The sequence below is a fragment of the Cytobacillus horneckiae genome (assembly GCF_002835735.1).
GTDB lineage: Bacteria > Bacillota > Bacilli > Bacillales > Cytobacillaceae > Cytobacillus > Cytobacillus horneckiae.
Window position 1 is genome coordinate 1 of sequence record NZ_PISD01000035.1, and the last position, 26,634, is coordinate 26,634.

The 26,634-nt window shown below is 41.1% G+C and carries 24 protein-coding genes and 1 riboswitch; of the genes, 2 read left to right on the forward strand and 22 right to left on the reverse strand.

Features of this window, described 5'->3' with window-relative positions; genetic code table 11:
- From CWS20_RS16525 to CWS20_RS16560, 8 genes are all read right to left on the reverse strand, one after another.
- Positions 1-669: aldehyde dehydrogenase family protein (locus CWS20_RS16525; protein ID WP_142385391.1), on the reverse strand; the 669-nt coding region annotated here is incomplete at its 3' end.
- A gap of 197 nt (positions 670-866) precedes the next feature.
- Positions 867-2,036, reverse strand: coding sequence for a CamS family sex pheromone protein (locus CWS20_RS16530; RefSeq protein WP_066193170.1), 1,170 nt, complete (start codon positions 2,034-2,036; stop codon positions 867-869).
- A gap of 13 nt (positions 2,037-2,049) precedes the next feature.
- Complete coding sequence (gene ligA / locus CWS20_RS16535) at positions 2,050-4,056, reverse strand: NAD-dependent DNA ligase LigA (protein WP_066194263.1); 2,007 nt, start codon at positions 4,054-4,056, stop codon at positions 2,050-2,052.
- Between the two features lie 37 nt (positions 4,057-4,093).
- Positions 4,094-6,316: a DNA helicase PcrA gene (gene pcrA, locus CWS20_RS16540; protein ID WP_066193168.1), complete on the reverse strand. Its 2,223-nt coding sequence runs from the start codon at positions 6,314-6,316 to the stop codon at positions 4,094-4,096.
- Positions 6,317-6,388: 72 nt separating this feature from the next.
- Positions 6,389-7,075 carry a heptaprenylglyceryl phosphate synthase gene (gene pcrB / locus CWS20_RS16545; protein ID WP_066193164.1) on the reverse strand — a complete coding sequence of 229 codons (687 nt, stop codon included), beginning with the start codon at positions 7,073-7,075 and terminating at the stop codon, positions 6,389-6,391.
- Between the two features lie 376 nt (positions 7,076-7,451).
- On the reverse strand, positions 7,452-7,763 hold the full coding sequence (locus CWS20_RS16550; protein ID WP_066193163.1) for a YerC/YecD family TrpR-related protein: 312 nt from the start codon (positions 7,761-7,763) through the stop codon (positions 7,452-7,454).
- 20 nt (positions 7,764-7,783) lie between these two features.
- On the reverse strand, positions 7,784-8,827 hold the full coding sequence (locus tag CWS20_RS16555; protein ID WP_066193160.1) for a DUF3048 domain-containing protein: 1,044 nt from the start codon (positions 8,825-8,827) through the stop codon (positions 7,784-7,786).
- A 43-nt stretch (positions 8,828-8,870) separates the two neighbouring features.
- On the reverse strand, positions 8,871-10,613 hold the full coding sequence (locus CWS20_RS16560) for an adenine deaminase C-terminal domain-containing protein (protein ID WP_180321503.1): 1,743 nt from the start codon (positions 10,611-10,613) through the stop codon (positions 8,871-8,873).
- Between the two features lie 184 nt (positions 10,614-10,797).
- Between CWS20_RS16560 and CWS20_RS16565 the strand changes: the two genes are divergently transcribed.
- Positions 10,798-11,073 (forward strand): YgaP family membrane protein, encoded by a 276-nt coding sequence (locus tag CWS20_RS16565; protein WP_066193156.1) that lies wholly within the window; start codon positions 10,798-10,800, stop codon positions 11,071-11,073.
- Positions 11,074-11,270: 197 nt separating this feature from the next.
- Here CWS20_RS16565 and purD read toward each other — a convergent pair whose 3' ends face one another.
- From purD to CWS20_RS16635, 14 genes are all read right to left on the reverse strand, one after another.
- Positions 11,271-12,545, reverse strand: coding sequence for a phosphoribosylamine--glycine ligase (gene purD / locus CWS20_RS16570; protein WP_066193154.1), 1,275 nt, complete (start codon positions 12,543-12,545; stop codon positions 11,271-11,273).
- Between the two features lie 28 nt (positions 12,546-12,573).
- Positions 12,574-14,109: a bifunctional phosphoribosylaminoimidazolecarboxamide formyltransferase/IMP cyclohydrolase gene (purH, locus tag CWS20_RS16575; RefSeq protein ID WP_066193152.1), complete on the reverse strand. Its 1,536-nt coding sequence runs from the start codon at positions 14,107-14,109 to the stop codon at positions 12,574-12,576.
- Positions 14,110-14,150: 41 nt separating this feature from the next.
- The gene (gene purN / locus CWS20_RS16580; RefSeq protein WP_066193150.1) at positions 14,151-14,714 is read right to left on the reverse strand and encodes a phosphoribosylglycinamide formyltransferase; all 564 of its coding nucleotides are present in this window, start codon (positions 14,712-14,714) and stop codon (positions 14,151-14,153) included.
- Positions 14,715-14,729: 15 nt separating this feature from the next.
- The gene (gene purM / locus CWS20_RS16585; RefSeq protein WP_066193145.1) at positions 14,730-15,755 is read right to left on the reverse strand and encodes a phosphoribosylformylglycinamidine cyclo-ligase; all 1,026 of its coding nucleotides are present in this window, start codon (positions 15,753-15,755) and stop codon (positions 14,730-14,732) included.
- A 217-nt stretch (positions 15,756-15,972) separates the two neighbouring features.
- Positions 15,973-17,385, reverse strand: a complete 1,413-nt coding sequence (gene purF / locus CWS20_RS16590; protein ID WP_066193144.1) for an amidophosphoribosyltransferase — start codon at positions 17,383-17,385, stop codon at positions 15,973-15,975.
- Positions 17,370-19,589, reverse strand: a complete 2,220-nt coding sequence (purL, locus tag CWS20_RS16595; protein WP_066193142.1) for a phosphoribosylformylglycinamidine synthase subunit PurL — start codon at positions 19,587-19,589, stop codon at positions 17,370-17,372. Before purL ends, purF begins: the two co-directional genes overlap by 16 nt.
- Positions 19,573-20,259, reverse strand: coding sequence for a phosphoribosylformylglycinamidine synthase subunit PurQ (purQ, locus tag CWS20_RS16600; RefSeq protein WP_066193140.1), 687 nt, complete (start codon positions 20,257-20,259; stop codon positions 19,573-19,575). The genes purL and purQ overlap by 17 nt, the downstream gene beginning before the upstream one ends.
- Positions 20,256-20,510: a phosphoribosylformylglycinamidine synthase subunit PurS gene (gene purS, locus CWS20_RS16605; RefSeq protein WP_066193136.1), complete on the reverse strand. Its 255-nt coding sequence runs from the start codon at positions 20,508-20,510 to the stop codon at positions 20,256-20,258. The genes purQ and purS overlap by 4 nt, the downstream gene beginning before the upstream one ends.
- Positions 20,503-21,222 (reverse strand): phosphoribosylaminoimidazolesuccinocarboxamide synthase, encoded by a 720-nt coding sequence (gene purC, locus CWS20_RS16610; protein WP_066193134.1) that lies wholly within the window; start codon positions 21,220-21,222, stop codon positions 20,503-20,505. Before purC ends, purS begins: the two co-directional genes overlap by 8 nt.
- A 100-nt stretch (positions 21,223-21,322) precedes the next feature.
- Positions 21,323-22,615 carry an adenylosuccinate lyase gene (gene purB, locus CWS20_RS16615; protein WP_066193132.1) on the reverse strand — a complete coding sequence of 431 codons (1,293 nt, stop codon included), beginning with the start codon at positions 22,613-22,615 and terminating at the stop codon, positions 21,323-21,325.
- A gap of 3 nt (positions 22,616-22,618) precedes the next feature.
- Positions 22,619-23,773 carry a 5-(carboxyamino)imidazole ribonucleotide synthase gene (purK, locus tag CWS20_RS16620; protein WP_066193130.1) on the reverse strand — a complete coding sequence of 385 codons (1,155 nt, stop codon included), beginning with the start codon at positions 23,771-23,773 and terminating at the stop codon, positions 22,619-22,621.
- Positions 23,760-24,248 (reverse strand): 5-(carboxyamino)imidazole ribonucleotide mutase, encoded by a 489-nt coding sequence (gene purE, locus CWS20_RS16625; protein ID WP_066193128.1) that lies wholly within the window; start codon positions 24,246-24,248, stop codon positions 23,760-23,762. The genes purK and purE overlap by 14 nt, the downstream gene beginning before the upstream one ends.
- A 146-nt stretch (positions 24,249-24,394) precedes the next feature.
- Positions 24,395-24,496: riboswitch (purine riboswitch) on the reverse strand.
- An 89-nt stretch (positions 24,497-24,585) separates the two neighbouring features.
- Positions 24,586-24,768, reverse strand: a complete 183-nt coding sequence (locus tag CWS20_RS16630) for an NETI motif-containing protein (RefSeq protein WP_066194261.1) — start codon at positions 24,766-24,768, stop codon at positions 24,586-24,588.
- A gap of 11 nt (positions 24,769-24,779) precedes the next feature.
- Complete coding sequence (locus CWS20_RS16635) at positions 24,780-25,322, reverse strand: DUF2179 domain-containing protein (RefSeq protein WP_066193126.1); 543 nt, start codon at positions 25,320-25,322, stop codon at positions 24,780-24,782.
- Between the two features lie 209 nt (positions 25,323-25,531).
- On the opposite strand from CWS20_RS16635, the gene CWS20_RS16640 reads away from it, so the two are divergent.
- Positions 25,532-26,023: a hypothetical protein gene (locus tag CWS20_RS16640; protein ID WP_066193125.1), complete on the forward strand. Its 492-nt coding sequence runs from the start codon at positions 25,532-25,534 to the stop codon at positions 26,021-26,023.
- Positions 26,024-26,634: the final 611 nt, after the last annotated feature.

Sequence of the window (26,634 nt, forward strand, 5' to 3'; positions counted from 1 at the left end):
TTCTTCCATTACTTCAACGAATTTCGCTGCAACGATTGGCGTTGTAGAAGCTGGCTTTAATAGAACTGTATTACCTGCAACGATCGCTGCTACAGTTGTACCAGCCATGATTGCAAGCGGGAAATTCCAAGGAGAGATGATGATTCCAACGCCTAATGGAATATAGTCATAACGGTTATATTCATTTGGACGGCTGTTTACTTTTACACCGTCTTTGATTTCTAGGATTTGACGAGCATAGTATTCTAGGAAGTCAATTGCTTCTGCTGTATCAGCATCTGCTTCGTTCCATGGTTTACCCGCTTCTTTCGTTAGCAATGCAGAGAATTCATGCTTGCGGCGGCGGATAATGGCAGCCGCTTTGAAAAGCACATCCGCACGAGTTTCAGGCTTTACTTTTCTCCAAGTTTTAAACGCTTCAACAGCTGCTTGCATCGCTTGTTCAGCGTGGTCACGAGTTGCTTTAGACACTCGGCCAATAACTTCTTCTTTATTAGCAGGATTCACAGATACAATTTTATCGTCTGTAGTGATGCGTTCTCCACCGATTAAAAGGTCATAATCTTGTCCTAAATAACCTTTAACTGTTTCTAATCCTTTTAAATAAGCTTCACGATTTGCCTCAACAGTAAAATCTGTGAATGGCTCATGTTTGTAAGGTTGTACCATTATTCATCCTCCTGTGTATTAACAGCAACCATACTAAAAACTACAGCGAATGATCGCAATAGTTCAAGAAGTGTTGTAACTAGTTTGATTGGCTGTGTTATTCTTAATACCCATTTACAACAGTTATTCTATCATAATTCGGCAAAAATCATCAACGATTCTTTTCTTTTTTACTTTTCCCGAACTTGGTATAAAAATTACTGATAAATATGAACAAATGGCTCAGATGCGTTCGATTCTCGAACAATTAGCGCTTCCGGCCCATTAACAGAAGTAATATTTACTTGAACAGAAATATACTCTGGAAACATATTCATAATTCGGCTTGTTACATATTGCGTAAATCCAACGGCCTCAGCTTTGCCATAAAATTGAATTGGAATCTCAATATTCAATTGATTAAGCTGATCTCCAATATAAAATCCATTGCCAATGACACCGTTGAAATTAGGAAAGTATTTTTCAACATCTTGCTTAAAGTTTAGAAATGACGTTAAATCTTCTCGGTGGTTCTTTTCTGCTTCACCTGATGGGAACAGAACATACTTTTCATCTACTTTTTCCCAGCCGCCAAGCTTATTGCTGCCTTCTCCTGCATGTGCATAAGCAAAGAAGTTGCCCGGTACTACAGAGGTTCTGCTTTGCTGTTCAAACAAGGCAATCGTAATTGGGACATTTTCCAAACCTTCCATCCCGCGCAGGCGAGTGAGAATTTCCTCAGCCATTTTCTTTCCTTCTTCTTCAATTTTTTTATGGCCTATTGGCGTTTCAAAAGTGGCGCCATACTGCTCTTTTTGATAATAGTGCACGGAGTTCATTGCGAGTCCAATGACCACTCCGCCTAATTTCACCTTTTCATCGCCATCTTTTACTAAGTAATTATGTTCCAAAATATGTGCAAGATAGATCGGCGCTTTTTCATTGCGCTCTTCGATATCACCTTTTTCATCATCAATCGGGTTTAAACCAAGGTTTTCATTTTCTTCAAGCTTGTGTTTTTTGAGCTGACCTGCGGTGTATTCACGGTTCAGCCAAGAACGAATCGTATCTCTATCAAGATGTTGGCCCTCTTGAAAGAAAAATTTTTCCGTATCAAAGTTGTTTTGCGCGACCCGCATTAAGCCTGTTTCAAATTCAGTTAAATCATACTTTGTATTGATATTATTAACGACTAAGCCTCTTGCCTCGCTCGGTTTAAAAGGAAGGATTGTGCGATAATAAGAATCCGAAATATTATAATTCGGGATAATCGCTTGTTCATCTGCGTTCTCATTCTCCTCTATAACTTCCTCTTGTTTATTGAAATTTGGTGCACAGCCAGCGAGTAAAAGGGTTAGAGCAAATAATATCATCATTATTTTTTTCACGGATTTCCACCTCTTACAAGTTTAATTCCTCAATCAATTTCTCCTCGTCCCATACAGTAACACCTAGTTCCCCGGCCTTTGTTAATTTCGATCCGGCATCTTCACCTGCAATCACATAATCGGTTTTCTTGCTGACGCTACCCGATACTTTACCGCCTAAAGCTTCTATTTTTTCTTTTGCTTCATTACGTGAAAGCTTTTCGAGCTTACCCGTTAAGACAACTGTTTTACCAGCAAACACAGAATCAGATTCCTCGGCAATTACTGGTTTTGGTCCTTTATACTCAAGGTTGACGCCATATTCCTTTAATTCTGCAATCAGTTCATCTGCTTCTTCCTGATCAAAATAAGTCACAACAGAATCGGCCATTTTTTCACCAATCTCATTAATGGCTATTAAATCCTCAAGAGTGGCATTTTGCAATGCTTCCATATTCTCGAACGTTTGCGCCAATGTTTTGGCCGCTTTCGCACCTACATGGCGTATGCCTAACCCAAAGAGCAGCCTCTCCAATGAATTCTGCTTAGAAGCTTCAATAGCTGATAATAAGTTATTAACTGATTTTTCGCCCATACGCTCTAATTGAATCAGCTGTTCATAGGTAAGCTTATATAAATCAGCAACATCCTCAATCAGTTTTTCTGAAAAAAGCTGGCTGATTACTTTTTCACCAAGGCCGTCAATATTCATCGCATTTCTTGAAACAAAGTGAATCAGTCCTTCGCGAATTTGTGCAGGGCATTTCGGATTAATACACCTTAATGCAACTTCTTCCTCCAGTCTGACAAGTTCGCTTTCACATTCAGGGCAATGGGTTGGCATATTAAACTCCACTTCATCACCCGTTCTTCTCTCTAAAAGAACATTAACGACTTCAGGAATGATATCTCCTGCTTTTTTTATCACTACATAATCGCCAATTTTGATGTCTTTTTCACGAATGAGATCCTCATTATGCAAAGAAGCTCTTTGTACGGTAGTTCCCGCCACCTTCACCGGCTCAAGCAGCGCTGTAGGGGTTACAACACCAGTGCGCCCGACACTTAACTCTATGCTTTTTAACGTCGTGACAACCTCTTCAGCAGGAAACTTATATGCAATCGCCCATCTTGGACTTTTTGCTGTCGTACCAAGCTGCCTTTGCTGTCCCAAAGAATCAACCTTAATAACAATCCCATCAATATCATATTGCAAAGTTGGACGCTCTCCTGTCCATTTGTCAATGAAAGCGAGAACCTCTTCAATATTGGCGCAGCGCTGCCTTTCTTTGTTTGTTTTAAAGCCGAGCGATTCTAAGAAATCAAGCCCTTCACTGTGAGACTCAATGCCTGTATCACCCACCTCGGCCATCGCATAGACAAAAATATCTAGATTTCTTGATGCAGCTATACGAGGGTCAAGCTGCCTTAATGATCCAGCAGCTGCATTTCTTGGATTTGCAAATGCCTCTTCACCTCTCTCTTCCTTAGCTTTATTTAAGGCAAGGAATGATTTCCGCGGCATAAAAGCTTCTCCGCGGACTTCGAAAGTTAACGATTCCTTAATACGAAGAGGAATCGAGCGGATGGTCCGGAGATTTGCAGTAATATTCTCACCGATTGAACCATCGCCACGGGTTGCCCCCACCATGAATAAGCCATCTTCATAACGAAGCGATACGGCCAATCCATCAATTTTTAATTCACAAACATAGGAAAAGTCATCGCCTACTGCCTGGCGAACGCGACGATCAAAATCTCTTAAATCCTGTTCATTAAATGCATTGCCAAGGCTGAGCATTTGTGAACGATGCTCGATTTTTTCGAACATCTCCAAAATCTCCCCGCCAACACGAAGAGTAGGTGAATCTTCGGTTTTTAATTGGGGATGCTTTTCTTCCAAATCGATTAGCTCGTGCAGCAGCTTGTCATATTCAGCATCCGGCACAGACGGCTGATCAAGCACATGATATTCATAATTGTATTGGTTAAGCAGATTTTGTAAATCTTTCACCCTTTGTTCAACTTTATTAAGATCCACTTTTTCCAACCCTTTCAACAATAACAATGTTATTTAATTATCCTTTAGTTATTGGAGCAAACTTAGCTAACAATCGTTTAATGCCGACAGGCTTAGGAAAGGCAATATCAAGCTCCGTTCCTTCACCTGACCCTTTCACACTTACAACCGTACCCGTACCCCATTTTCCATGAACCGCTTTGTCTCCTACAGCCCATGAAACATCGTCTCCGCCTGTACTTTCTATAGAAGGACGCACAACGGCTTTTCGGCGATTTTGCATACGAGAATGCGATGAAGACCCAAATGGTGAATTCCCTCTTCCGCTTGAGGCTGGTTCAACACCCTCAATTAAATCCTCGGGAATTTCTTTAATAAAACGGGATGGCGGATTCATATTTGTGCGGCCAAATAGCGTGCGCATTTGCGCATTTGTAATATAAAGCTCTTTCTCCGCTCTTGTTATGCCTACATAGGCAAGGCGGCGCTCTTCTTCCATCTCCGCTTCTTCCATTAATGAGCGGCTATGCGGAAAGACACCTTCCTCCATACCCATCAAAAATACGATTGGAAATTCCAGCCCTTTAGCAGAATGCAATGTCATCAGCACAACTGCATCTGCTTTCTCGCCATCATCATCTAATTTATCAATGTCTGCTACAAGCGCTAAATCTGTTAAAAACGCAACAAGCGACTTATCCTCTGAGCCATCCTCAAAATTTTTCGTAACTGAGAGAAACTCATCCAAGTTTTCCAAGCGGCTTTGTGCTTCAATTGACTTTTCTGCTTTCAACATTTCTCTATAACCTGATTTATCTAGAATTTCTTCAACTAATTCTGTTACAGAGAGATATTCTTGCATTTGAGTATAATTCTTTACTAAATCGCGAAACTCACTCGCTGATTTTGTAATTTTTGGGCTTAGCCCGATTAACTCAATCGACTCAAGCGCTTCAAACATCGTCATATCATGCATTGCAGCAAAATTGGCGATTTTGTCAATTGATCCAGACCCGATTCCTCTTTTTGGAACATTAATGACACGCTGAAGGCTAATATCATCATCCGGATTGGCAATCAAACGTAAATAAGCGAGAATATCTTTAATCTCTTTACGATCGTAGAACTTTATTCCTCCGACAATGGAATACTCTATATTTGATTTTAGGAGCATTTCCTCCATTACACGGGATTGTGCATTCGTTCGGTAAAGAATGGCAAAATCAGATAGGTTTCTATTTTCGGCATTCTTTATTTCTTTAATCTTGCTGACTACGAATTGTCCCTCGCCTTGCTCACTATCAGCACGGAAATAATTGATTTTACTTCCTTCGGGATTTTCTGTCCAAAGATTCTTTGCTTTGCGATTCATATTTTTAGCAATGACGCCATTTGCAGCGTTCAATATTCTTTGTGTCGAACGGTAATTTTGCTCGAGAAGAATGACCTTTGCATTTGAGTAATCTTTTTCAAAGGAAAGGATATTGGCGATATCCGCTCCGCGCCATCTATAGATAGATTGATCAGAGTCACCGACAACGCATAAGTTTCTAAAGCGATTCGCCAGCAATTTTACGAGCATATATTGCGCTCTGTTCGTATCCTGATACTCATCTACATGAATGTATTGGAATTTGCGCTGGTAATATTCAAGCACTTCAGGCACACGGTTAAACAGCTGAATCGTCAGCATAATCAAATCATCGAAATCAAGTGCATGGTTCTTTCTTAACCTTTTTTGATAATCTGTGTACACATCGCTAATCACTTGCTGAAAATAATCGCCGGCTGTTTTTGCATATTCCTCAGGAGTAATTAATTCATTTTTTGATGAGCTAATCGAGCCTAAAATCGCTCTTGGGTCGAATTTCTTCGGATCAAGATTTTTTTCTTTCAATATGTTTTTAATGACCGATTGCTGGTCTGTAGAATCTAAAATAGTAAAGTTGCGATTGAAACCTATCCGATCAATATCTCTTCTCAAAATTCTTACGCACATAGAGTGGAAGGTCGAAATCCAAATTTGATCGGCAGCTCCGCCCATCATGTTTTGGATTCTCTCTCTCATTTCTCTTGCTGCCTTATTTGTAAAGGTAATGGCAAGAATATTGTACGGGTTCACACCCTTTTCAACCATCAAATATGCGATTCGATGTGTCAGCACTCTTGTTTTTCCGCTTCCTGCTCCTGCCATAATGAGAAGCGGGCCGTCAGTTGCTTTTACCGCATTTTGCTGCTGCGGATTTAATCCATTTAATAATTTATCTGATAAATATTGCATTCCTTCCTCACCACCATACAAACATACGTTCTTATTTTTAGTTTAGCTTTATATCATCAAAGTTACAAGGTTTTATTGTTTAACAGCTTGTACTGTTTTCAATGCCATTTTTATATCATCATATATAACATTCCCGACGACAACGACATCAGCATGCGCGCTCATTTCTCTTGCCTGCTCCACATTTGTAATCCCGCCCCCATAGAAAAGAACGGTTTCGCTCAATACAGATTTAGCTTGCTTAACAACTTCTGCTTCTCCATATTTCCCACTGTATTCAATGTAAAAAATCGGCAGGTGGAACATTTTTTCCGCCATCATCGCGTATGCTTTTACATCCTCTGCTGTGATGTCCGTATTTGCATTCGTTAATTGTGCAACTTTACAGTCTTCATTCAGAATACAATATCCTTGAACGAGAATCTCATCCCAATTCATAATTTCGCCGAATTCTCTTACCGCTTCATGATGCAATCCCTTCACCCATTTTGTATCATTACTATTTAAAACAGTCGGGATAAAAAACAAATCATAGCCAGGGGTAATTGAATCTATCGTCGAAACCTCAAGTACGCATGGTACCGTATATCTGCGGACACGAGCCATTAAATCCAGTACCTTTTCCAGTGTAATACCATCCGTACCACCGATTATAACCGCATCGGTGCCAGATTCGCACACCTTCTCCAAATCTTCATCTGATATCGCTTTATTAGGATCGAGCTTAAACACATGGCTCCACTCGCGAACATCGTACATGCAAACTTCCTCCATTCTATCATTCCATTCCACCATTATATCACTTGTGAAAGCAATCAAAAAGGAAAGCGATAAATGGAAAAATTTAAACGATTAAGAGGAAAAAAGCTGTACTTTATAGACCCAGTTTTCATGCAAGAAAATAGATGCTCCAGTCCTGATAAGGGGGGAGACTCTCGTATATAGTAGACGGAAAAAAGGTTAACAAAGTTTTGGGTGTTTTGCAGATTGCCTTTTTCGTTTTACGCTCTCAATACAGCGCGGCTTTACTCTCCCAAGTGCTTGGTTTTAAATCCATTTATAAAGACCATCCCCTATCTCATCAAAATAAAAAAACCGCGGGATAGGACCCATCGGTTCATACGTTCATTTATGATTATTTCTCTGTTTCTTGTTTGTCTTCTTTAATGCGCTCTAATGCCATTTCATAGGCATCGTTCCCATAGTTAAGGCAGCGCTTTACACGGGAGATTGTCGCTGTGCTTGCACCTGTTTCTGTTTCGATTTTATGATAGGTTTTGCCTTCGCGAAGCATGCGGGCAACTTCTAGTCTCTGTGCAAGTGATTGTATTTCATTTACAGTGCAAAGATCATCAAAAAATCGATAGCATTCATCTAGGTCTTTTAAGGATAAAACCGCTTGAAATAATTGGTCTAGTTCTTGTCCTCTTAGTTTATTAATTTGCATGTATATATAACCCCTTTTAATTAGTTAATGACAACTGATGATTCTAATCCAGGATCAGCAGGGATGACGTTAATCCATGTTTTCCCGCTGACTAACCCCTGTTCTTTTCCATCAACGACCGGAAGTATTCTTCCTTCCTTATTTGTCCAGTTCACTTCAGACATCCTACCTCTTTGAATAAGGTAGCCTTTGCCGCCAGAAGTTAAATCAATGTCCCGCCGTCCATCTGCATCTAACGTTTCGTGCGGGGCTTCAATAATTAAAATATTACTTAGCAAAACAGGAGCGCCAGAATCATAATCTACTGTCCACTCATCATTAGAAGCTCTTTTGTATTGTCTAGTTGATTCGTCATATTCATAAGACACATTAAACGCTGGGTTTTTTGTGGAATAGGCAATGGATAGTTCATTTGCCTGCTCTCCGTCAATTTTCTCTGCTTCTTCTTCAGACATAAATGTCATGGAAGCTGGAGGTTGATCCAAATCGTACCCCTGTTCAATTGCTCCTTCTTTAATATGATCGAAGGTAATATAAGAGTTATGTGGGGCTTGGCGGTAATTCACTCTTTCAAAAAGTGTACCATCATAGTATAGTCCGTTTAGATTATCTATATAGCCTTGATCTAGCATTTTCTTCGCTTCAGGGCTGTTGCCATGAGCAATAAATAAACTATCATAAGCCTTGGCCAATTCAATATAGTAATCTCTTGCACTTCTTACGGGACCAACAATCTCAGGCTGCTCACTTTGATATATCGCCAAAAACCTTGTGACTTCACCTTCAGCAAGCAGCTCGAAAACGATATCAGCCTGACCCAGACCTGACTGCGGCCGTGCAGCTGGATGATTATTAACCATGACTGCCACTGATCGACCCATCACTTCTTTATCACTGCCGATTCCAGTGAAAGGATAACGATCTGCCGCTTTGTTGTCTTCAGATTGATCTGCCACACCCGTTCCATCATTTTTTTCAAGTACATCCTCATCTGTTTCATTCTTGCTGCATCCAGAAACTAAAAGTAGTGTAATCGCTGAAACAGCCATCCATTTTTTTAGCATGATGCACCCCTCAGTAAAATTAAGTGACTCCTTCTTTTACATTTTAACGCATCATCGTCGGAAAGAGTACAGTTTTATTCATTACATCATACATTCCGCGCTGTGTCACCCTAATATAAGGAAGGTGCGTAGATGAAAAGAACAGCAAAGTATAAATAGGGTCGGCAAATTTGTACCCTTTGTCCTTCAAATAATGGAGTAGTGATTTCTCGTCTTTAATCAAGTCTTCTACTTTCTTGTTCGACATAATCCCTTTTAGCTTTAGCGGAATCTCATTTACTACTTTCCCTTTCTCAGATACAACAATCCCACCGCCAAGCTCCTTCATTCTGCGGAAAGCATTTTGCATGTCCTCTTTGCTTTTCCCAATCAGAATAATATCACCTGTGTTGGAATAAGAGCTTGCCAATCCATCAAGATCATCGGCAAATCCCTTTAGAACTGTATTTACACGCCATTTTCCTTTGCGGTCAATCAGCATGAAAAAGCATTCATCATGCTCGCGTCCCAGCTCGTCGTTTGAGACATCTATGGCAATAGAATAAGGCTTTGTAATAACTGAATTCTCCATTTTAATACCGAATGGCATTGAAAATTGCATATCATGAGAAGTTAAATCCCATTGAATATCTAAAGGTTCAAAGCCAAAGTTCTCCCATGCCAGCTCATCATAATTATTAAGATTAACGCCGTCTTTTTTTACCCATTTGCCCTTTGCAATTACACTTACAGGTGTTGGATTTTTTTCATCTTCTAATAGGTTGATATTTGCAATGCGTCCAGTGGCAATATTTCCGTGCAAGTATTGGACATTATAATATTTCGCTACATTAATCGTTCCCATATTATAAGCATCAATAATAGGAACACCCTTTTCGATGGCTATTCTGATCATATGATCAATAATTCCTTGCTCAGAGAAAGAAGAAGAAGAACCATCCGTCGTAAAAATAAACTGATCATAATGGTCGATGCCCAACTCATGCATTTCATCTAACAGCAATGGCAAATCAGGACGTATGGATGAATATCGCAAGGAAACTGTATAGCCCTGCATTAAACGGTTATATATTTCTTGTCCGTTGATAGCCTCATGATCGCAGTCCGCACCTAACAGCATAAGCTTCGCCAATGTTTTTTCTGATGCCCCTGGAAAGTGGCCTTCGATTTGCTTTCTCATCCGCTTCGTTTCCTGCATCCAGTGAAGCATCATATCATCGCCGTCCAACAATTTTGGCCAGCCGGTTAATTCGCCTCCTTGCAGAACTGCATCATGTTCGAGCCATGACTTAATATTTCCATGAGAAAACGTTGTTTCCTCGTTTTGAATTTCCGTTTGCGCGTCGAATCTGCACCACCAATACATTGTTGATGGGATATTCCTCATTTCCTTCAAGAATGAAAACGCTTTCTTTTTCTCCAACTGCAACGCCAGCACCATATTATCATTTATTAAGGTTGTTGTTCCAAATTGGGCTGCATAGCTTGCAAAAGAATGGGGATTATATAATTGAAATGGGTGTGCATGAGGCTCGATATAACCAGGAACGAGAGTTAAGCCTTCACAGTCGACAATTTCACAGCCATCTGTCTTATCCGGCAGTTTATCACCGACATAGACAATGCGATCGCCGAAGATCCAAATATTAGCTGTCATCCATTTTTTAAATGCTTGATTTAAATAACGAGCATTTTTTAGCAATAAGGTTGGCGAAAGCTTTCCGTTCAATACAGAAACATGTTCACGCAAATGTTTATTTTTCCATCGGTATCGCTGTTCCAGCACTATAGCTCCTCCTTTATGTTTTTAATATATGTGTAAAATGAACCTTTTATATCATTATTCATTGGCGTCATCTAGGCTACTGAAGCACCATTCATTTGTTTGCTTTTTATCATATCATATATCACTTTTTAACGCATTAAAGAATAACAAAAATTTGTTAATTTTTTGTGAAGGAGGGAATCATATGAATATAAAGCCAAATATAGGGATTTTACAAGCGCTCATTCGTATCACTTGCGGGCTAACTTTGGTTGCTTGGAGTACTTCGAAGCTTGTCAAACAGCCATGGAATGACCGCTTTCTATTCTTTATTATGATGGGTGCAATGAAGGTAGCAGAAGGCATCGTTCGCTATTGTCCAATCGTTGCCCTATTTGAAAAAGGAAAAGAAGCAGCAAAGGAATCCAATAATACCGATAAAAAGCCGCTTGAATTATTAAATGGCAGCGACATTCTCTAAACATGTTAAAAGCCCCCCTAAAAATGAGGGCTTAAGCTGTAGAGAAAATCATATCAAAATAAAGAAGAATGGTTTGGGGTTTTCCGAGGCTTACCGCTCGCGAGCGTCGAGCGGTAAGCCTCTACAAATCCCTAAATAATTCTTATTATCACTTTCAAAGGCACTCTGAGTCCCCTAAAAATGGGGACTTTCCATTTTTATTTTATATCTGCATAGCCAATTGCTTTGTAGCCAATATCTTTCCGATAAAATACCTCATTTGTTTGGAGCTGTGCCAACCCTTTATATACTTTTTCTTGCGCTTCTTTGATCGTTTCGGCTTTCGCACCTGCAAGCAATACGCGCCCTCCGTTAGTAACGTATTGCCCAGATTCGTTTTTATCAGTGCCTGCATGGAAGACTAGCACTTCTTCTGCTACTTTCTCAATGCCAGTTAATTCGGCTCCTTTGGCGTAAGATTCAGGATAGCCGTCTGCAGCAACTACAACACCAACCATAGGCTGAGCATCCCACTCTATCATCGGCTGTCCGCCTTCAATCACATTCATCATGATCTCTGCCAAATCAGATTTCATCCTCGGCAAGATAACCTGTGTTTCCGGATCGCCGAAGCGGGCGTTGAATTCAATTACTTTAGGTCCTTTTTCAGTTGCAATCAACCCAGCGTAAAGAACCCCGCAAAAATCTCTGCCTTCTTGAACAAGTGCGCGTGCAGCCGGATGCAGAATGGTTTCTATCGCTGTCTGAACTATCTCATCCGCAATATGCGGAACAGGTGAATAAGCACCCATGCCACCGGTATTCGGTCCTTTGTCTCCATCAAAAGCACGCTTATGATCTTGAGCTATCTCAAGCGGAATGACGATCTCTCCGTTCACAAATGCCATTAAAGAAAACTCTTCACCATCCAGAAATTCTTCTATTACAACAGTTGAAGAAGCCTCGCCGAACTTTGCTTCCACGAGCATATTTTTCAGACTTGTTAATGCTTCATCCAGCGTCAATGCTACTGTAACGCCTTTGCCTGCTGCAAGACCGTCAGCTTTAATAACGATTGGAGCACCTTTTTCCTTAACATAGGCAGCGGCTTGCTCATATTCGGAAAATACTTGATAATCCCCAGTTGGAATTTCATACTTCTGCATAAGCTCTTTTGCAAAAGCTTTACTGCCTTCTATTTCAGCGGCTCGTTTTTGCGGCCCGAATACCTTTAATCCTGCTGCGATGAACCGGTCAGCTAATCCTTCAAGCAAAGGGACTTCGGGTCCGATGACAGTCAAGCCGACATTGTTTTCAGCAGCAAATTGGACTAATCGATCCTGCTCATTTTCTGAAATAGGGACAAGTTGGGCGACATCCTCCATTCCAGGATTTCCCGGTGCAACAAAAACTTGCTCGACTTTCTTGCCTTCACTTAGTTTCCGGCAAATCGCATGCTCTCGTCCGCCTCTGCCAATTACTAGAACATTCATCTCTTTTCTCCCCCGATCAGTAAAATCATTAATGTTTAAAATGTCTTACTCCGGTAAATACCATTGCTATCCCATATTCATCTGCTTTTTTAATCGAATCCGCATCCTTAATTGAGCCACCCGGTTGAATAATGGCTGTGATACCCGCTTTCGCAGCTGCTTCAACTGTATCATTCATAGGGAAAAATGCATCAGATGCCATTGTCGCGCCATTAACTGCTTCTCCTGCTTGATCAATCGCAAGCTGAGCCGAGCCAACACGGTTCATCTGTCCAGCACCTACGCCTAATGTCATATCAGCGTTGTTGACAACAATCGCATTAGATTTCACATGCTTAACGACTTTCCAGCCAAGTTCAAGCGATTTCCACTCTGCTTCGGTCGGCTCTCTTTTCGTAGCCACTTTAACGTCCGCATCCGCTAAACGATAGCCGTCATAATCTTGAACGAGCAAGCCGCCTTCTATTGAAGTCAGGCGCTTTTCCGCCTTATTCTCTGTATCAAATGGAATCGTTAATAAACGAAGGTTTTTCTTCCCTGTTAAAATCGTTAATGCTTCTTCTGAAAATGAAGGCGCAATAATGATTTCAAGGAAAATCTCATATAGCTTCTTCGCTGTATCAGCATCTACCTCTCTATTCAGCGCAATGATGCCACCAAAAATAGAAACTGGATCAGCAGCAAATGCTTTAGAAAATGCATCGTATACATTTTTACCAGTGCCTACTCCACAAGGATTCATATGCTTTACTGCCACAGCTGCCGGCTTGGAAAATTCCTTTACAATTTGCAGCGCAGCATCCGCATCATTAATGTTGTTGTAAGACAGCTCTTTGCCATGCAATTGCGATCCATTGGCAATCGAAAATTCTGAACCGAGCGGTTTGCGATAAAAAGCAGCTTTTTGATGCGGGTTTTCTCCGTATCTTAAAGATTGCTTTAATTCATATGTGACAGTCAGCTTCTCAGGCGTGTCCTCGCCAGCTAACTGAGTCATATATTCAGCAATCATTGCATCATAGGCAGCCGTATGGCGGAAAACCTTTGCAGCTAATTTTCTCTTTGTTTCATTTTCCACTGCACCTGTCTCTTCTATTTGCGCAAGCACTGTTTCATAATCAGTTGGATCAACAACAACAGTCACATACTCATGGTTTTTCGCAGATGCTCGCAGCATGGCAGGTCCGCCAATATCAATGTTTTCAATTGCGTCTTCAACGGTCACATCCGGTTTTGCAATTGTTTGCTGGAAAGGATATAAATTGACGCAAACCACTTGTATAGGTTGTATTTGATGCTCATCCAGCTGTACCTTATGTGTTGGGTCATCAAATTTTGCAAGCAAGCCTCCATGTATCATCGGGTTCAATGTTTTTACACGGCCTTCTAAAATTTCAGGAAAACCAGTCACATCACTTACCCCGATCACAGGAACACCGGCTGCTTGCAATGCTTTTTTTGTACCGCCAGTAGATAAAATTTCAAAACCAAGCTCGGCTAATTTTTGTGCAAATTCTGCGACTCCGCTCTTATCAGATACACTAATGAGTGCACGCTTTTTCATTTTCAAATTTCCTCCTTGTGGATAACCGCTCTATGACGTTATTAATTAAGTATTTTATTCAGGACTTGTGGATAAAACACATGCTCAACTTCATGAATTTTCATTTGCAGCGATTCCATTGTTTCCCCATCGCTTACGGTTACTTCCTGCTGGTCAATGATTGGCCCTGTATCCATTCCCTCATCAACGAAGTGAATGGTCACTCCAGTTTCCTCCACTCCAGCCTGCAGCGCCTGTCCAATCGCATCTTTACCGGGGAAAGCAGGGAGCAGAGATGGATGGATATTGACGATTCTTCCGGCAAACGCCTGAAGCAGCACCGACCCTATTAATCTCATATAACCTGCGAGTACAATGAATTCCACTTCTGCAGCTTGTAATTCCTGCAGGATTTTCTTTTCATATTCTTCTTTACTGGCAAACTCTTTTACATTAAAAACAAAGGACGGAATCCCTTCGTTTACTGCTCTCTTAATACAATAGGCTTGTGGCTTATCGCAAACAAGCAGCTTAATCTCAGCTTCTAGTGAGCCGCCTTTATTCGCATCAACTATGGCCTGAAAATTCGTTCCGCTCCCGGAAGCAAATACTGCGATTTTTTTCATAGCAACCTCCGCTGTTTACAGAATCACGATTCCTTCTTTATTCGTTACTTTGCCAATGATGCTTGCTGTTTCACCTTGAGCACTGAAGTGATTTACAACGGCTTCTGCCGCACCGGAGTCAACTGCTGCCACCATTCCAATTCCCATATTAAAAATATTGTACATATCATTTCGCTCAATCTTGCCGATGGATTCCATGAACGTAAATACGGACGGAATCTCCCAGCTTCCTTCTTTGAGCTCTGCGCCTAATCCTACTGGCAACATACGCGGTATATTTTCGATAAAGCCTCCGCCTGTAATATGTGCAAAGCCTTTTACTTCAAATTCCTTTAACACTGATAGTACAGATTTCACATAGATTCGAGTAGGACGTAACAATTCCTCGCCTAAAGTAGAGCCAAACTCTTCTACGTAGTCATTTAAGGACATTTTTGCTTCCTCTAAAAATAGCTTTCTAACAAGAGAATAGCCATTGCTGTGGATTCCGCTTGAAGCAAGACCAATAAGTACATCGCCTTCTTTAATATTAGATCCATTTATTAAAGCGCTCTTTTCGCAGGCACCTACTGCAAAGCCGGCAAGATCATACTCTTCATCACTGTACATCCCCGGCATTTCAGCAGTCTCTCCGCCTACAAGCGCACAGCCCGCTTGTTCGCAGCCGTCAGAAATCCCTTTTACAATTGCCTCAATTTTCCCAGGCTCCGCTTTTCCGCACGCAATGTAATCCAAGAAATAAATCGGCTCTGCTCCTTGCACAACAATATCATTCACACACATCGCAACCGCGTCTATGCCAATAGTGTCATGCTGATTCATCATAAAAGCAAGCATTAATTTCGTTCCAACTCCATCTGTTCCTGAAACGAGAACCGGCTCTTTTAGCTGGAGGGAGGAAAGATCAAACATCCCGCCAAAACCGCCGAGTCCACCCATAACGCCCGGACGGATTGTTCTTTCTACATGCTTTTTCATGCGCGTAACCGCTTCATAGCCAGCCTCAATATCAACACCAGCCTGTTTATATGCATTCGCCATACTGTATCCCACCTTGCAAGTTTTTTTCTAAAAGAATCAAGCAGCTTTTCTCTTTTTTGATGTCATTGTTTTTTAAGCATGGTATTAGAAGCTCGTTTTTCTTTTTGCGACCACTTTTCCACACTCATCATAAAGGATTGGTCTCATTCTCTTTTTGGCAGCGACAACGCTTCTAAACGCTCTTATCAATCAACAAGCGGCATATGCACCTGCCGCTTTATACTTTCTCGTAAGGATGTACAGTGCTTGGATAAATTTCAGTTGGATACTTACCTGTGAAGCATGCCAGACATTGTCCGCGATGTTCACCGTCTTCCTTCCTGCCAATGGCTTCCACCATACCTTCCACACTTAGAAAAGTTAGTGTATCTGCACCGATAATTTCACGAATTTCTTCCACTGAACGGTCTGATGCAATTAACTCTTCCTTCGTAGAAGTATCAATCCCGTAGAAGCATGGATTTTTAATTGGCGGCGAACTGATGATTACATGCACTTCTGTGGCGCCGGCTTCTTTTAACATGGAAACGATTCTTCTGCTCGTTGTTCCGCGCACGATGGAATCGTCAACCATAACGACACGCTTGCCTTCAACAACACCGCGAACAGGGGAAAGCTTCATCTTAACACCTTGCTCTCTTAAAGATTGCGAAGGCTGGATGAATGTACGGCCTACATATTTATTTTTTATTAAGCCCATTTCATATGGAATGCCTGTTGCTTCTGCATAGCCGATAGCAACGGAAATACTTGAATCCGGCACACCGGTTACCACATCGGCTTCAATTGGCACTTCAACAGCTAGCTGCTTTCCTAGATTTTTTCTCGCCGTATGAACATTGATCCCATTAATATTGCTGTCCGGACGGGAAAAATATACATATTCCATTGTGCACATAGCGATATTTGATGCCATTGCAAACATTTCTGAGCGGAAGCCGTTGTCGTCAATAATCAAGAGTTCACCGGGTAAAACATCACGTATGAATTCAGCACCAACGATATCAAAGGCGCATGTTTCTGAAGTGACAACATAAGCATCACCTAATTTGCCTAATGATAAAGGTCTCATCCCGTTAGGATCAAGAGCGACCATCATCTCGTTCTCTGTCATGATTAAAAAAGCATACGCACCTTTCACCATTGATAAGGCGTTTTTTACGCGCTCTTTATGAGAAGAAACTCCGCCGCGCTTAATCAGGTGAGCTAATACTTCTGTATCTGAGCTCGTTTGAAAAATGCTGCCTTGCGCTTCCAGCTGATACTTTAAAGCTGTAGCATTCGTCAAATTGCCATTATGGCAAAGAGCCAATCCGCCGCTTTGTGATTGGAATAATAATGGCTGAACATTATCATATCCCCCTCCGCCAGCAGTTGCATAGCGCACATGGCCAATGGCTGATGTACCTTCTAATTCCTGAATGGCATCTGCGGAGAAAACCTCAGTTACAAGGCCCTCTCCCTTCACACCTTTCAATTTCTTGCCATCCGTTACAACGATACCAGTTCCCTCTTGCCCACGATGTTGAAGACTATGAAGTCCGTAATACGTGATTTGTGCTGCTTCTGGATGACCCCAAACACCGAAAACTCCGCATTCTTCATTGAGTCCCTTTATTTCAGCAAGCATGTTGGTATCGCTCCCTTCCAGGCTTTTTCAAGCACATCCGTTTGCTCTTCCAGAACAAGTTCATTATTTACGAAAGCTTGGAGCTTGTTCCCAGCAGTGACTTCTCCGATTAACACTGCATTCGTTAGTTTTTCAAACTCATGTTGATTTTCCTTTTTCACACTTATGAGAAATCTTGATTGAGATTCACTGAATAGTTGTGTTGTTGCTTCGCCAGTTAAATGAATGTCTGCGCCAAGCTGGGTTTTACCGAATAAGCTTTCTGCTACAGCTACCGCAAGACCTCCTTCGGCAATATCATGTGCTGAAGCAACAAGTCCAGAGCGAATGGCAGCCAATACCTTTTCCTGATATTCAGCTTCTGTAGCTAAATCCAATTCAGGGGCTTTGCCGAAAATTTTCTTATAGGTCAGCTTTTGCAGTTCACTTCCGCCAAATTCAGGTTTTGTCTCACCCAACAAATAGATTAAATCTCCAGCTTCTTTAAAGGACTGAGTCGTTACATCATCTATATCCTGGACTAAGCCAACCATGCCAATAACCGGAGTCGGATAAATCGCCGTACCATTTGTTTCATTGTAAAGCGAAACATTTCCGCCGATTACAGGCGTATTCAATGTTTTACATGCCTCGCTAATTCCATCTGCAGACTTTTCAATTTGCCAGAAAATCTCTGGTTTTTCGGGATTGCCGAAATTTAAATTATCTGTGATAGCAAGCGGCTCTCCACCTGAACAAATAATGTTTCTTGCTGCTTCTGCTACAGCAATTTTTCCGCCTGTTTCCGGATCTAAGTACATGTAGCGGGAATTGCAATCTGTTGTCATTGCAAGGCCTTTGCGCGTGCCGCGAATTCTAATAACGGCTGCATCTGATCCCGGCGCAACAACTGTATTGGTTCTTACCATATAATCATATTGATTATAAACCCATTCCTTACTTGCAATCGTTGGCTGCTGCAGTAAGGACATAAGCGTTTCTTTATAATTTTCTACTGCCGGAATATCATTTTCCATCGTCTGGAATTCACGATAATAAGCTGGCTCAGCTGATGGCTTATGGTAAACAGGTGCTTCTTCAGCGAGCGCATCGGCTGGCACATCGGCTACTACTTCACTCTGATGAATCAACCGAAGCTGTTTATCATCCGTTACATGTCCAATTGACACTGCCTCCAGATCATATTTAGAGAAAAGATCAACAATTTCTTGTTCTCTGCCTTTCTTAACAACAATCAGCATTCTTTCCTGAGATTCAGAAAGCATCATTTCATATGCTGTCATCCCTTTTTCACGCTGCGGTACAAGATCAAGATTCATTTCAATTCCTGAACCTGCTTTACTTGCCATTTCTGCTGAAGAGCTTGTAAGACCCGCTGCTCCCATATCTTGAATGCCAACTAGTGCATCTGATTGAACAAGTTCTAGGCATGCCTCAAGCAGAAGCTTTTCCATAAATGGGTCGCCCACCTGAACAGCCGGACGATTTTCCTCTGATTGATCTGTTAATTCCTCTGATGCAAAAGTGGCTCCGTGGATCCCGTCTCGCCCAGTTTTAGCGCCTACATACATTACTGTGTTGCCTACGCCATGTGCCTGCCCCTTCTTAATATCCTTATGATCAATCAAGCCGACACACATCGCATTAACAAGCGGATTACCTTCATATGAAGCATCAAATTGAATCTCTCCGCCAACTGTTGGAATTCCGATACAATTTCCGTAGCCAGCAATACCTGCTACTACCTCTTCAAAAAGGTACCGAACGCGAGGAGTATCCAGTTCTCCAAAGCGTAAAGAGTTGAGGAGTGCAACAGGTCTCGCCCCCATCGAAAATACATCGCGGATAATTCCGCCGACACCCGTTGCTGCTCCTTGATAAGGCTCGATTGCAGATGGATGATTATGGCTTTCGATTTTAAATACAACCGCTTGCTCATCTCCGATATCAACAATTCCTGCTCCTTCGCCCGGCCCTTGAAGGACTTTATCTCCAGTCGTAGGGAATTTTTTTAATACAGGCTTTGAATTTTTATAGCTGCAGTGCTCTGACCACATAACTGAAAACAATCCAATTTCTGTATAGTTCGGGAGACGTCCGAGAATCTTTTCAACCATCGCAAATTCTTCATCCGACAAACCCATTTCTTTGTATACCTTCTGTGACTTTAGCTGCTCCGGACTTGGTTCAAGCATTAACGACATGTGCTTCCCTCCATTGTTTTACGATCGATTGAAAAAGTTTCAGACCATCTGCGCCGCCTAAAAGTTCATCTACTGCTCTTTCAGGGTGCGGCATCATGCCAAGGACATTGCCCTTTTCATTTGTAATCCCTGCTATATTTTCTAAACTTCCATTTGGGTTTTCTCCATGGTAAGTAAAAACGATTTGATTATTTCCCTTCAAGCGTGCAAGTGTTTCATCATCACAATAATAGTTGCCTTCTCCATGAGCGACTGGAATCGTAATCACTTCACCCTCATTATACTCAGCCGAAAATAACGTTCCGTTATTCTCTACCTTTAATTCAACTGGGCGGCAAATAAATTTCAGGCTTTCATTTCGTCTCATAGCGCCCGGAAGAAGACCTGCTTCTAATAAAATTTGGAATCCATTGCACACACCAAGGACAGGCTTGCCAGCTTCGGCAGCTTTTACAACTTCCTTCATCACGTTGCTGAAACGTGCAATAGCACCTGAGCGCAAGTAATCTCCATATGAGAAACCGCCTGGTAAAAGAATTCCATCAAAACCTTCTAAACTCCCTGCATCATGCCAAACATATTCCACTTCACAGCCAAGTTCATCCTTGACTGCATGGTACATGTCAATGTCGCAATTCGATCCAGGGAAAACAATGACGGCAAACTTCACTGAGCAACAGCCTCCTCGATTTCAAAACGATAATCTTCAATGACCACATTGGCTAGCAGCCTTTCACACATTTCTTTTACGACTTCTTCAACAGGACGCTCAGACTTTTCAATGGAAAGCTCCATATATTTTCCGATGCGGACATCTGACACTTCGCTGTAATTCAAGGAATGAAGTGAATCCTTTACGGCTGTTCCTTGAGGATCTAGTACGCTTTCTCTTAATGTGACAAATACTTTTACTTTATACATGAAGTTTTCCTCCCAGTCTCGCTAAAATATTTTCATATGCATCTGTTAAACTACCAAGGTCACGTCGAAATACATCTTTATCAAGTTTTTCATTCGTTTCCATATCCCAGAAACGGCAAGTATCTGGTGAGATTTCATCAGCAAGCAGTATCGCTCCTGTTTCATCTTTGCCAAATTCAAGCTTGAAATCGACGAGGCGGATGCCCAACTCTTTAAAAAATTCCGATAACACTTCATTTACTTGCAGTGCTTTTTCCTTTAAAATCGCTACCTCTTCTTTAGAAGCGAGCGCCATCACTTCAATATGGTCTTCAGTTAAAATTGGATCGCCTAAGGCATCATCCTTGTAATAAAATTCTACAATCGGCCTTTTCAGCACCTTGCCTTCTTCCATGCCAAGCCTTTTTGAAAAACTGCCAGCAGCATAATTGCGGACAACGGTTTCAAGCGGAATGATATCCACCTTTTTCACAAGCTGTTCATTCTCTGAAATGCGTTTAATGAAGTGAGAATCAATTCCCATTTCTTTTAGTTTGGTGAATAGTAAACTAGTAATCTCGTTGTTTAATCTGCCTTTGCCAATAATGCTCGCTTTCTTTTCACCATTATAAGCAGTTGCAGCATCCTTATATTCAATCCAGACAATTGACGCCTCATCTGTTGTGTAAACCATTTTCGCCTTGCCTTCATACAGCAGTGCACCTTTCTCCATGCCAAGCGCCTCCTCAATTATGAAAAATTAGCAATTTTCTATCTGCAAGTTTTTTGGTTTAGCAAGAGGTAAAGTATTTCCACCCTACCTCTTTGCCATTTTACAAACCTAATCTGTCAAAAATTGTATCAACATGTTTCAAATGGTGATTATAATCAAAGCAATCATCAATTTCTTCTTTTGAAAGCAATGATGTAATCTTCTCATCCTGATCAATTAAGCTGCGGAAAGGCACTTGCTTTTCCCAAGCTTCCATTGCACGAGGCTGTACAGTATCATAGGCTTCCTCGCGTACAAGCCCTTTATCAATCAATGCAAGCAGAACACGCTGTGAATAAATTAAACCAAGTGTACGGTCCATATTGCGCTTCATGTTTTCAGGATAAACCGTTAAATTTTTAACGATATTTGCGAAACGATTGAGCATATAATTTAATGCAATCGTTGCATCTGGGATGATGATTCTCTCCGCTGATGAGTGTGAGATATCGCGCTCATGCCATAATGATACATTTTCATACGCAGTCATCATATATCCGCGAATGACTCTTGCCATTCCTGTCATATTCTCAGAACCAATTGGGTTGCGTTTATGCGGCATGGCAGAAGATCCTTTTTGACCTTTTGCGAAAAACTCTTCCACTTCTCTTGTTTCACTCTTCTGAAGCCCGCGGATTTCAGTAGCAAACTTCTCAATAGACGTTGCAATAAGAGCAATTGCACTCATATAGTGAGCATGGCGGTCACGCTGCAAAGTTTGCGTTGAAATTGGAGCTGGCTTGATTCCTAGCTTTTCACATACATATTGTTCTACAAACGGGTCAATGTTTGCATACGTTCCAACTGCTCCGGAAATTTTCCCGAATTCTACACCCGCTGCTGCTTCTTTAAAGCGGGCAAGATTGCGTTTCATTTCTTCATACCATAGAGCAAGCTTCAAGCCAAAAGTTGTCGGCTCGGCATGTACACCATGCGTACGCCCCATCATGACTGTATTTTTATGTTCCTGAGCTTTTACTTTTAAAATTTCTACAAACCGCTCAAGATCCTTTAAAAGAATATCATTCGCTTGTTTGATTAAGTAAGAAAGCGCTGTGTCTACCACATCGGTTGAAGTTAGGCCATAATGGACCCATTTGCGCTCTTCTCCTAGCGTTTCAGAAACGGCACGTGTGAAGGCTACAACATCATGTCTAGTTTCTGCTTCAATTTCTTGAATGCGGTCAATATTAAAAGAAGCATTCTCGCGAATCTTTGCCACATCTTCTTTAGGAATATCACCTAGCTCTGCCCAAGCTTCACAAGCTAAAATTTCTACTTCAAGCCAAGCTTGAAAACGATTCTGTTCTGTCCAGATGGCGCCCATTTCGGGACGGGTATAACGATCAATCATGATTTATCCTCCGATCTTTTCTTGCGCTTTCGCCCATATATCACTTTTCTCTATCTCAGCCAATGCATCTTCTACATTGCTGTGGAGCAGTGTCACATGGCCCATTTTACGTTTAGTTTTTGCTTCTGTTTTTCCATATAGATGAACCTTCCAATCAGCTAAAGAGGGGATTTCCTCTAATAATGGCGCAACATGCTCTCCTAATATATTGACCATTATCGCCGGTTTTAATAGCTCTGTGCTGCCGAGTGGCCAGTTGCAAACCGCCCTGACATGCTGCTCAAATTGAGAAGTCTCACACGCTTCAATGGAATAGTGGCCTGAGTTGTGCGGACGGGGAGCAAGTTCATTGATGTATATCTCATCATCCTGTCCCAAAAACATTTCTACTGCCAATGTACCAACGAGTCCAAATGCCTCTGCAATTTGTTTTGCTGCTTCCAGTGCTTTTTCTTCAGCTTGTGTTGAGATTCTTGCAGGTACAATTGTTTGATGAAGGATATTTTCTTGATGAATATTTTCACCAACTGGCAAAACCGCTGTTTCACCATTCGGGTTTCTAAAAATAATCACCGAAATTTCCTTTGAAAACGAAATAAATTGCTCCAGCACGCAAGTTCCGTGCACCAATAAGGCCTTTGCCTCTTCAATATCATTTTGATTTCTAATGACAAATTGACCTTTTCCATCATAACCGCCTCTAGCTGTTTTCAGTACAGAAGGAAAGCCAAGCGTTTCTATATTATCATAAATATCTTCAGCCGACTGTATTACACTGTATGGCGCAACAGCTGCACCGGCTTTTACGATTGCTTCTTTTTCAGACACGCGGTCCTGTGTGATAGAAAGTACAGATGAACCTTGTGGCACATAAGCATTCTCACATAACCAGTTCAAGCTTTCAGCACTGATATTCTCAAATTCATACGTTATGACATCACTTGCTTCTGCCAGCTGTTTTATCGCATCCATGCTATCGTAGGCACCAATGACTTTGATGTCTGCCACTTGTCCGCATGGTGAGTCTTCAACAGGGTCAAGCACTGCAACTCTAAATCCTTGCGCTTTTGCCGCAAGCGCCATCATGCGCCCTAGCTGTCCGCCACCTATGATTCCGATTGTTTGACCTGGCAATATGGTTTTCTTAAACAAGCTCATCACTACTTTCTAGCACTTGCTGTTTTGTTCTTTCTCTTCTATCCTCAAGACGATGAGCCAGCTCCTCATTAAAAGCACTGAGCATTTGTGCAGCCAGCAGACCGGCATTTGTCGCTCCAGCTTTGCCAATCGCAACAGTAGCGACTGGTACGCCTCCTGGCATTTGAACAATCGATAGCAATGAATCTAAACCATTTAATGCTCTAGATTGCACCGGAACACCGATAACTGGCAAAGTTGTCTTCGCAGCAACCATCCCAGGCAAATGGGCAGCGCCACCTGCACCAGCAATAATTACTTTAATTCCTTTTTTCCGAGCCGCTACTGCATATTCAAACATGAGATCCGGTGTACGATGAGCAGAAACGACCTTTTTTTCAAATCCGATTTCTAGCTCCTCAAGGATGTCACACGCATGCTTCATTGTTTCCCAATCAGACTTGCTTCCCATGATCACTGCTACTTCTGTATTCATCCTTCTCCTCCCAATCCTTTATATCTAGCTAAAAATGAAAAAGCCCAGACGGAATCTTTGCTCTACTTTACGAGAGGAAAGATTCTGTCCGAGCAATAAATAAACCGAGGTTTATTAGAAAGAAGCATGATTGCTCCTCTTTTGCCGGTCACGAAACTTTCCCTCATAGTCCGGAGATTTACGGTTACCGGGTAGAGACTTATGGGCCATATTCCCATTATTATACGAGGGTGATTATTTGTTAGATTTTCTTTCAATTTCATCTTAACAACTTCCGAATTGTCCGTCAATGATAATCTCGAACAATATAAGAAGTCAGAAAATTAATGTTCGTGTTTTACTCTAAAATTTTCGCTTCAAATACGATTTGCCTTCCTGCTGGCTCATATTCGACCTTCCCATTTTTCGTCACCTCTTTAAAGTACGGCTTTTCCGTTCTCCGAACAGGAAAATAGCCAGCCTCCTTTATCCGACCCAAACATTGATCAATACTTTCATTTTCTTGCACTTCAAATAACATTTTCTTTTTTTTCACTTAAATAACTTACCTTTCTTTACTGATTTCACCCAAAATCCGCCATGAATGGTCTTCGGCTCATAAGCAATGATAAAAGCCTTCGGATCTAGCTCCTTAATTGTGGCATAAAGCTTTAGTTCATATTTTCTCGGCGTTAAAATCTGCAAAGCCATCCGATCGCCTTCCAAACCGTTGGCGGCCCAAGAAGTTACACCATAACCCAATCCACGCAGGTTCTTCGGTAAATCCTTATCGTATTCCTTCGTTATTACATTAACAGTTATGTAGCCAAGTGCAAGCTTTTCTTCAATTTTCATCCCTACAATGACACCAAGCCCATAACCAACTGCATACGCAATAAGATTTTGAATCTGATTTAAATTATCCAGTACTAACCCAAGCCCGATGACATAAATAACAACCTCAATCATACTTATAAAAGCGGCCTGATATCTCTGCCCTTTTAAAGTCAATATCATTCGGATCGTAAAAAAAGAAACGTACACGACATTAATAATTAAAATAATTGCGACCATCATTATACTGTTCTCTAACAATTAAATGACCTCCCCACAGCCCGTTATTATTATATATGATATCCTAATTGTTACCATTCAAAAACAAAAGTGAAAAAGCGGAATTTGTTTTTTTCTTTGTTGCATTCCCTTTTGTGTATTATTTAAACATTGATTAACAATCTGAGGCTTTGCGAATATCCTGTCATATGTGGGCAAATGCCTCAATTCAAAATTGTAGGTGATATAATATGTACCCCTTATGGCTGCCTCGAGAAGTTTTATCCTCCCCTGAAATTAGAGAAAGTGAAAGCATTGACTTACTGGCCTCTGCATTAGCCGCCGTAGGTAGCATTATCGCTGTATTTGGCATTCTGGCCGATGTTGAAGATATTGAGGGAAGTGAAACGAATAACAGTAATTCTGCGCCATTAGAAAACACACTAAGTTCCGAGCAAAATGCATTTAATCTTACTTTGTTAGGTGCCATTATTGTAGCATTTGGGGAATCATTAGGAACTTATGCGATTGTTAAAGGAATCGATGAATCAATTAAAATTGAACAAGAAGAGAAAGTAAAAGAGCAGGAATTAAATCGAACCATCAAAGAAATGCAAATGCAAATTAATATTCTCCAAAAAGATATGAATAGTTTAATGAGGGTGACAACTTCACTCCAGCAGGAAAATCTCACCCTACAGAGAGAGGTACATTACTTAAATTTAACAGGGAAGAGAAAATAATATATGGATAAAATATATTTTTATAATTAGGAGAGGTATGCAAGCATAGGTAAGTGCTTTTATTAAGCTTGAGAGCAGGAATTGCTACAATACAGAACTTGCTCTTACTCCTGTTTTAATATAAATATATTGAAAGATAGATGGTTAACGCACTTAAAGAAGGCACTAAATTCATGTTTTAAAGACAGAAAGGCCATTCAGGATTAGTTTCCAATAATAAATGGAAGGAATAAAAATAGGGTTCATTTTATGGAGGAGTGATGGTACAGAAACTTTCACTTTTTTACTGTCTATAACTCTATTTTTTAGGGAAGAAAACAATTGATGAACTCTTTTTATTTTCTTAAAAACCAATAATAGACTAGTAAAGGTGACAATAACCCTTTGCAATATCTAAGAGGAGGAATTCTCTCTATGTATATAGGTGATAATATTTAAACCTTACTGTTAAAGAATTAAGTTTTGTTCAATAATCTTTACCTTCTCCCCATTTTTTAACTAAAACAAAAAGAGAGCACCTTTCCAGGTACTCTCTTTTATTTGCCCGGCAACGTCCTACTCTCACAAGGGGACAGCCCCTAACTACCATTGGCGCTGAGAAGCTTAACTTC

Bases quoted from the DNA above. Each gene is read 5' to 3' on its own strand.
- pcrA (WP_066193168.1), bottom strand. From the start codon at position 6,316: ATGCAATATTTATCAGATAAATTATTAAATGGATTAAATCCGCAGCAG.
- pcrB (WP_066193164.1), bottom strand. From the start codon at position 7,075: ATGTACGATGTTCGCGAGTGGAGCCATGTGTTTAAGCTCGATCCTAAT.
- CWS20_RS16550 (WP_066193163.1), bottom strand. From the start codon at position 7,763: ATGCAAATTAATAAACTAAGAGGACAAGAACTAGACCAATTATTTCAA.
- CWS20_RS16555 (WP_066193160.1), bottom strand. From the start codon at position 8,827: ATGCTAAAAAAATGGATGGCTGTTTCAGCGATTACACTACTTTTAGTT.
- CWS20_RS16565 (WP_066193156.1), top strand. From the start codon at position 10,798: ATGAATATAAAGCCAAATATAGGGATTTTACAAGCGCTCATTCGTATC.
- purD (WP_066193154.1), bottom strand. From the start codon at position 12,545: ATGAATGTTCTAGTAATTGGCAGAGGCGGACGAGAGCATGCGATTTGC.
- purH (WP_066193152.1), bottom strand. From the start codon at position 14,109: ATGAAAAAGCGTGCACTCATTAGTGTATCTGATAAGAGCGGAGTCGCA.
- purN (WP_066193150.1), bottom strand. From the start codon at position 14,714: ATGAAAAAAATCGCAGTATTTGCTTCCGGGAGCGGAACGAATTTTCAG.
- purM (WP_066193145.1), bottom strand. From the start codon at position 15,755: ATGGCGAATGCATATAAACAGGCTGGTGTTGATATTGAGGCTGGCTAT.
- purF (WP_066193144.1), bottom strand. From the start codon at position 17,385: ATGCTTGCTGAAATAAAGGGACTCAATGAAGAATGCGGAGTTTTCGGT.
- purL (WP_066193142.1), bottom strand. From the start codon at position 19,589: ATGTCGTTAATGCTTGAACCAAGTCCGGAGCAGCTAAAGTCACAGAAG.
- purS (WP_066193136.1), bottom strand. From the start codon at position 20,510: ATGTATAAAGTAAAAGTATTTGTCACATTAAGAGAAAGCGTACTAGAT.
- purC (WP_066193134.1), bottom strand. From the start codon at position 21,222: ATGGAGAAAGGTGCACTGCTGTATGAAGGCAAGGCGAAAATGGTTTAC.
- purB (WP_066193132.1), bottom strand. From the start codon at position 22,615: ATGATTGATCGTTATACCCGTCCCGAAATGGGCGCCATCTGGACAGAA.
- purK (WP_066193130.1), bottom strand. From the start codon at position 23,773: ATGAGCTTGTTTAAGAAAACCATATTGCCAGGTCAAACAATCGGAATC.
- purE (WP_066193128.1), bottom strand. From the start codon at position 24,248: ATGAATACAGAAGTAGCAGTGATCATGGGAAGCAAGTCTGATTGGGAA.
- CWS20_RS16630 (WP_066194261.1), bottom strand. From the start codon at position 24,768: ATGTTATTTGAAGTGCAAGAAAATGAAAGTATTGATCAATGTTTGGGT.
- CWS20_RS16640 (WP_066193125.1), top strand. From the start codon at position 25,532: ATGTACCCCTTATGGCTGCCTCGAGAAGTTTTATCCTCCCCTGAAATT.